The organism is Pedobacter sp. (assembly GCF_045628745.1).
Classification (GTDB): Bacteria; Bacteroidota; Bacteroidia; order Sphingobacteriales; family Sphingobacteriaceae; genus Pedobacter.
This window is the reverse complement of record NZ_JAZQPU010000345.1, coordinates 1-5,155: the sequence shown is the minus strand read 5'-3', so window position 1 is coordinate 5,155 and position 5,155 is coordinate 1. Positions and strand designations below refer to the sequence as shown.

Annotated in this window: 5 protein-coding genes; 2 read left to right on the top strand and 3 right to left on the bottom strand. The window is 42.0% G+C overall.

Annotation, left to right across the window (positions count from 1 at the left end):
* Window positions 1-171: 171 nt before the first annotated feature.
* Together hppD and ACR2F7_RS12595 are read right to left on the bottom strand one after the other, a co-directional pair.
* Window positions 172-1,302 (bottom strand): 4-hydroxyphenylpyruvate dioxygenase, encoded by a 1,131-nt coding sequence (gene hppD / locus ACR2F7_RS12600; RefSeq protein WP_432713910.1) that lies wholly within the window; start codon window positions 1,300-1,302, stop codon window positions 172-174.
* Between the two features lie 38 nt (window positions 1,303-1,340).
* A complete protein-coding gene (locus ACR2F7_RS12595; RefSeq protein WP_432713909.1) occupies window positions 1,341-2,507 on the bottom strand; it encodes a homogentisate 1,2-dioxygenase in 1,167 nt (388 codons plus the stop codon).
* Between the two features lie 383 nt (window positions 2,508-2,890).
* Between ACR2F7_RS12595 and ACR2F7_RS12590 the strand changes: the two genes are divergently transcribed.
* The gene (locus ACR2F7_RS12590) at window positions 2,891-3,886 is read left to right on the top strand and encodes a fumarylacetoacetate hydrolase family protein (protein WP_432713908.1); all 996 of its coding nucleotides are present in this window, start codon (window positions 2,891-2,893) and stop codon (window positions 3,884-3,886) included.
* Window positions 3,886-4,779, top strand: coding sequence for a flavin reductase family protein (locus ACR2F7_RS12585; protein ID WP_432713907.1), 894 nt, complete (start codon window positions 3,886-3,888; stop codon window positions 4,777-4,779). The genes ACR2F7_RS12590 and ACR2F7_RS12585 overlap by 1 nt, the downstream gene beginning before the upstream one ends.
* On the opposite strand, the gene ACR2F7_RS12580 is transcribed toward ACR2F7_RS12585, so the two are convergent.
* The coding region (locus tag ACR2F7_RS12580; RefSeq protein ID WP_432713906.1) for a C40 family peptidase at window positions 4,776-5,155 on the bottom strand (380 nt) is incomplete at its 5' end. The two genes, ACR2F7_RS12585 and ACR2F7_RS12580, sit on opposite strands and share 4 nt — an antisense overlap.

Genomic DNA, 5,155 nt, shown 5'->3' with positions numbered 1-5,155 from the left:
TCCTGATTGTTTTATACTTAAAAATAAGAAAAACAGACCTTTAAAGCAAGTAGAAGCAACTATATAGCGCCTAAAAAAGCACCTGTAGAAAAAACCATTATATAAAGAAAGAGCCTGATCATGATTTATGATACAGGCTCTTCTTTTTCAATATGAAATTATGTCAAGGAACTACAGATTCCCGCGGAGTTCTTGTTCGCGCTCCAGGGATTCGAACAGCGCTTTGAAGTTTCCGGCCCCAAAGGATTGTGCACCTTTACGCTGAATAATTTCGAAAAACAAGGTTGGCCGGTCTTCAACCGGCTTCGTGAAGATCTGAAGTAAATAGCCTTCCTCATCACGGTCCACAAGAATGCCCAATGCTTTCAGTTGCTCCACCTCCTCATCAATTTCACCAACCCGCGTTGGCATCATTTCATAGTATGCTTCTGGAGGAGCACTAAGGAATTCAACACCACGGGCCTTCAACGTCTGTACCGTATGCATTATATTCTTGGTTGCTACTGCAATATGTTGAACACCCTCACCTTCATAAAACTCTAAATACTCTTCAATTTGTGACTTCTTCTTGCCTTCTGCTGGTTCATTGATCGGAAATTTAGAAAAGCCATTTCCATTGCTCATCACCTTGCTCATCAATGCAGAATACTCGGTATTGATCTGCTTGTCATCAAAAGAAAGGATATTGACAAAACCCATTACTTCTTCATACCATTTCACGGTTTCATTCATCCTGTTCCAACCTACATTTCCCACACAGTGGTCAATATATTGTAAGCCAGCCACGGGAGGATTGTAGTCGCTGATCCATGGTCTGTAACCCGGTAAGAAAAGTCCAGTATAATTTTTGCGTTCTATAAAAAGATGCACGGTTTCACCATAAGTGTAAATTCCAGACATGCGTACCTCTCCAGATTCATCACTTTGGGTAACAGGCTGCAGGTAAGGTTTTGCACCACGTTTGGTCGTTTCTTCAAAAGCGGAATAGGCATCATCTACCCATAAAGCTAATACTTTAACCCCATCGCCGTGTTTTTTTACATGTTCAGCAATTTCACTGTCAGACTTTAAAGCCGTGGTTAAGATCAGGCGTATTTTCCCTTGTTGTAATACATAGGACGCCCTGTCGCGCGCACCTGTTTCCGGACCAGCATAAGCCAGTGACTGAAAACCGAATGCTGTTTTATAATAGTGTGCAGCCTGCTTAGCATTACCCACATAGAATTCTATATAATCTGTGCCATTGATGGGCAGAAAGTCCTGTGCTTTGGATATCTTTTCTGCAAATGTTTCTGTTGACATCGTTTTTTTATTTTAATGAGTTAGTATTTGTGTGTTTATTATTCAATATTAATCTGCCAGCTTTTGTGGTAGCCTTCATCTTCAATAAAAAGGGCATCTTCAGTAAGCATCAGCGGACGGAAAGGGTCTATCATCACGGCCAGTTCTTCAGTTTTTTCTTTGCCTATAGATTTCTCCACTGTGCCGGGGTGTGGTCCATGGGGAATACCACCGGGGTGTAAAGTAATTTGTCCCTTCACCACACTCTTGCGGCTCATGAAATCGCCATCAACATAATAAAGCACTTCATCGCTGTCTACATTGCTATGGTTATAAGGCGCTGGTATGGCTAAAGGATGGTAGTCATATTTTCGGGGTACAAAAGAGCAGATGACAAAGTTATGCCCTTCAAAAGTTTGATGTACCGGTGGTGGCTGGTGTAAACGGCCAGTAATAGGCTCAAAGTCATGGATAGAAAATGCCCATGGGTAATGAAAACCATCCCACCCTACAAAATCAAAGGGATGGGTGCCGTAGGTATAAGGGTAAATGATATCTTGTTTTTTAATCAGCACTTTAAAATCACCGTAGGCATCAATCGTTTCCAGGTCGGTAGGACGCTTAATGTCACGTTCGCAATAAGGAGAATGTTCCATCAACTGGCCATATTCATTGCGATAGCGTTTAGGGCTTCTAATAGGACTGAAACTTTCTACAATAAACAAACGGTTATTTTCGTCGGTAAATTCAAGCTGATAAATGGTGCCACGGGGAACCACTACATAATCGCCATATTTAAAAGGTATTTTACCATAGCCAGTTTTTAAGGTGCCGCTGCCTTCGTGGATAAAAATGACCTCATCTGCCTGGCTATTTTTATAAAAATAATCCGTCATTGATTTGCGTGGTGCAGCTAAAGAGATATGCAGGTCGCTGTTAACCAATACTGCTTTACGGCTTTGCAGGTAGTCATCTTCGGGTTTAATGTTGAAACCGATGAGGCTGGTATGGCGCAAATGCTTTTCGCGGGCAATTTTAGGGGCCACGGAATAAGGTTCTCCCAGGGATTTAACCATGGTTGGCGGGTGACAATGATAAACCAGTGAGTAGAGGCTTGAAAAGCCTTCTGTAGAAACCAATTCTTCGGCATAAAGTTCTCCATCTGGTTTACGGAATACGGTATGTCGTTTTGGGGGAATTGATCCTAATGTATGGTATATTGGCATAGCGCTAGGTATTAGGTTGTAACAATATTTTAGAATGGTAACGGTAAAAACGTGAAAACGTTTTTACAAAAATCTGTGCGTAGGGATACGACTAAATGGAGTATTGAGCAAATATGAGTTTAGAAAGCATAGCATACCTGAAAGCCGCCAGTATTTCACTGGAGAGTTGTTTCTGGTAGGTGATGGGTTTTCTGTTCATATCTTGCGATACGAAGTAACGAAATTATCTTCAGCCTATCAAGTTTATTATTTCACTAACAATCTCCTTTGTTTTTATCAAGGTTTGGTTTAAATTTTTCTAGCTTTGATCAATATCATAAATATAGCGTATGAATGGCAGGGTCAAAAATTGAGTCTGTAAATCACCTAAATCAAATGAAATTATGAAATTAGTATCTTACAAGACGGAAGACAGCGTACACCTGGGGGTTTTCGTAAACGGACATATTTATAATTTAAATTCTTGCGACAAGCTGTTGCCAGATGACATGAATGCTTTTTTGCAAGGCGGGGAGGAGTTGATGGAGCGTGCCAAGAAAATTGACGCCCAAATCAAGTCTGGCGAAATGGAGCCTAAAATGGAAGTGTTCTTTGAATTGCTGGCTCCAGTACCTTTTCCAGCTTCATGTCGCGATGGTTATGCTTTTCGCCAGCATGTTGCTGCAGCTCGCCGCAACCGCAAGGTTGACATGATTGCTGAGTTCGATCAATACCCAATATTTTATTTTACTAACCATAATGCTATTCAAGGTCCCGGTGAAATTGAATGCATGCCAGACCACTTTCAGAAACTAGATTTTGAATTGGAAATTGCTGCCGTTATTGGTAAAAAGGGGCGTAATTTTACGGCTGCTGAAGCAGATACTTACATTGCAGGTTTCACCATCATGAATGATATGAGTGCGCGAACTTTACAAATGGAAGAAATGCTGCTTAATTTAGGCCCGGCAAAAGGGAAAGACTTCTCTACCGTTATTGGCCCCTGGTTAGTGACCCCTGATGAGCTAGAAACTTACCTTGTGCCTGCAAAAGCTGGTCACACCGGAAATGCCTATAACCTTACCATGTCATGTACTGTAAATGGGGTTGAAGTCTCTAAAGGCAATGTAGCTGATATGGACTGGACCTTCGCCGAAATTATTGAGCGCTGTGCTTATGGTACTGATGTGTTACCCGGTGATGTTATTGGCTCTGGTACTGTTGGCACTGGCTGCTTTTTAGAACTCAATGGCACTGGATTGCTCAACGATCCTGCTTATCAAACACAATGGCTCCAGGAAGGTGATGAAGTAGAAATGGAAATTACAGGCTTAGGTCGTTTAATTAACATCATCACTAAAGCTGATACCGATTTTTCTATTCTCGCGCTAAAAAAATAATGATAACCATCAACACTGCTGATCTTAGTCCGGCGCAATTGCAAAACTACCTCCAGTATGCCATTGCGCCGCGACCGATTTGTTTTGCCAGTACCATCGATCAGGCTGGGAATATTAATTTAAGCCCTTTCAGCTTTTTTAACATGTTCAGCACCAATCCACCGCTGGTCATCTTTTCTCCAGCAAGGCGGGTGAGAGACAATACTACTAAACATTCCCTGGAAAATATCCTTGAAGTTAAAGAGTGTGTAATCAATATTGTGAACTATGCCATGGTGCAACAAACGAGTCTGGCAAGTACAGAATATGCTAAAGGTGTTAATGAATTTGAAAAAGCAGGTTTTACCATGCTTGATTCATTATTGGTGAAGCCTCCACGCGTTGCCGAAGCACCGGTTCAAATGGAATGTGTGGTGAGGGAGGTGATTAGCCTGGGGGAAAACCCCGGTGCTGGAAACCTTATTCTGGCAGAAATTAAGCTTATTCATATCAAGGAGGAAATTCTGGATGAAACGGGTAAAATAGACCAGGCAAAGATAGATCTGGTGGCACGTTTAGGTGGCGACTGGTACTGCAGGGTAACACCAGAAAATTTGTTTAAAGTGGCAAAGCCTTTAACTACTTTGGGGATTGGCATTGATGCCTTGCCTAAGGGGGTAAGAAATTCTTATGTGCTCACCGGGAACGACCTGGGGATGCTTGGCAATGTAGAGGAGTTGCCCAATGAGGCGCAGATTGACGAAATGCGCAGGGAGCCCGAGGTAAAGGAAATATTGGATGCCACCATTGGTGATGCCAATAACCGCCAGCGTGAGCTTCATGAGCTTGCCAAATTATTTTTACAGCATGGGAAAGTAGTGGAAGCCCTTAAAGTGGTGTTACTGGAAAGCTAGATAATGCTTACCGCTTTCATAAACCTGCTTTTGTAATAGGTATTCAACTCCGTAATGGTAACGCCCTGTGCTTTGCCTGAGCTGGAGTGGATAAATTTTATTTCATCGCCATCCACAGAATAAACAATACCTACATGTCCAATGGAACGTACCTTAGGGTTCGAACCAGTAAAGATCAATACGTCGCCTACTTTAGCTTCTTTGAGGCTTACTGGTTTGCCTGTGCCACTAAATTCGCTTGATGATCGCGGTACTTTTACACCAAAGTTATTGAAAACGTAATTGACAAAACCTGAACAATCAAAACCTTTCTGTGGATTGCTGGAAGCGTAATGATAGGGTATGCCTATTAATGTTTTAGCAAAACTGATCAATG